The 1,252-nt window shown below is 70.1% G+C and carries 1 protein-coding gene and 1 pseudogene; both read left to right on the top strand.

Translation table 11 applies throughout. The features are described 5' to 3' along the window. Positions 1-435, top strand: a pseudogene (locus DS837_RS31810) (electron transfer flavoprotein subunit beta/FixA family protein); the annotation flags it as partial. 36 nt (positions 436-471) lie between these two features. After that, the coding region (locus tag DS837_RS31805; protein WP_149168397.1) for an electron transfer flavoprotein subunit alpha/FixB family protein at positions 472-1,252 on the top strand (781 nt) is incomplete at its 3' end.

Genomic DNA, 1,252 nt, shown 5'->3' with positions numbered 1-1,252 from the left:
ACAAGGAAGGCCCGACCCTGGTCATCCTGGGCAAGCAGGCGATCGACGACGACTGCAACCAGACCGGCCAGATGCTCGCCGCCTTGCTGGGCTGGCCGCAGGGCACCTTCGCCTCCAAGGTCGTGCCGGGCGAGGGCTCGGTCGCCGTGACCCGCGAGATCGACGGCGGCCTGGAGACGGTGCAGCTGACCCTGCCGGCGGTGGTCACCGCCGACCTGCGCCTCAACGAGCCGCGCTACGCCTCGCTGCCCAACATCATGAAGGCCAAGAAGAAGCCCATCGAGACGCTGGCGCCCGACGCGCTGGGTGTCGACGTGGCGCCGCGCCTGACCACGCTCAAGGTCGCCGAGCCGGCCAAGCGCAAGGCCGGCGTCAAGGTCGCCGACGTGGCCGCCCTTGGTCGACAAGCTGAAGAACGAAGCCCGCGCGATCTGATAGGGCCAGCGTGCTCCGAAGAGAAAGTGATCTGACATGTCCATTCTCGTCATCGCCGAACACGACAACGCCGCGCTGAAGGCCGCCACGCTGAACGCGGTCAGCGCCGCCGCCAAGATCGGCGGGGATATCCATGTGCTGGTCGCCGGCCAGGGCGCCCAGGCCGTCGCCGAAGCCGCCGCCAAGGTGGCCGGCGTGTCCAAGGTGCTGCTGGCCGACGACGCGGCCTATGCCCACCCGCTGCCGGAGAACGTCGCACCGCTGGTCGTCGGGCTGGCCAAGGGCGACGGCCCCGAAAAATATGAACATCTTCTGGCCGCCGCCTCGTCGGAGGGCAAGAACCTGCTGCCGCGCGTCGCCGCCCTGCTCGACGTCGCGGCGATCTCCGACGTCACCGGGGTGGTTTCCGCCGACACGTTCGAGCGGCCGATCTACGCCGGCAACGCCATCGCCACGGTGAAGTCCGCCGACCCGATCAAGGTCGTCACGGTGCGCACCACCGCCTTCGAGGCGGCCGCCGCCACGGGCGGCTCGGCGACGGTGGAGAGCATCGCCGGGACGGGCGACGCCGGTTCGGCCAGGTTCGTCGGCCAGGAGTTGACGAAGTCGGAGCGTCCGGAGCTGACCCAGGCCAAGATCGTGGTGTCGGGCGGCCGCGGCATGCAGTCGGGCGACAACTTCAAGCTGCTGGAAGCGCTGGCCGACACGCTGGGGGCGGCGGTCGGCGCCAGCCGCGCGGCGGTGGACGCCGGCTTCGTGCCGAACGACTATCAGGTCGGCCAGACCGGCAAGATCGTGGCGCCCGAGCTGTACATCG

Origin of the sequence: Azospirillum brasilense (assembly GCF_008365405.1) — a bacterium.
Taxonomy (GTDB): domain Bacteria; phylum Pseudomonadota; class Alphaproteobacteria; order Azospirillales; family Azospirillaceae; genus Azospirillum; species Azospirillum brasilense_D.
The sequence above is the reverse complement of the archived record's forward strand: the minus strand, read 5'-3'. Positions and strand labels throughout refer to the sequence as shown.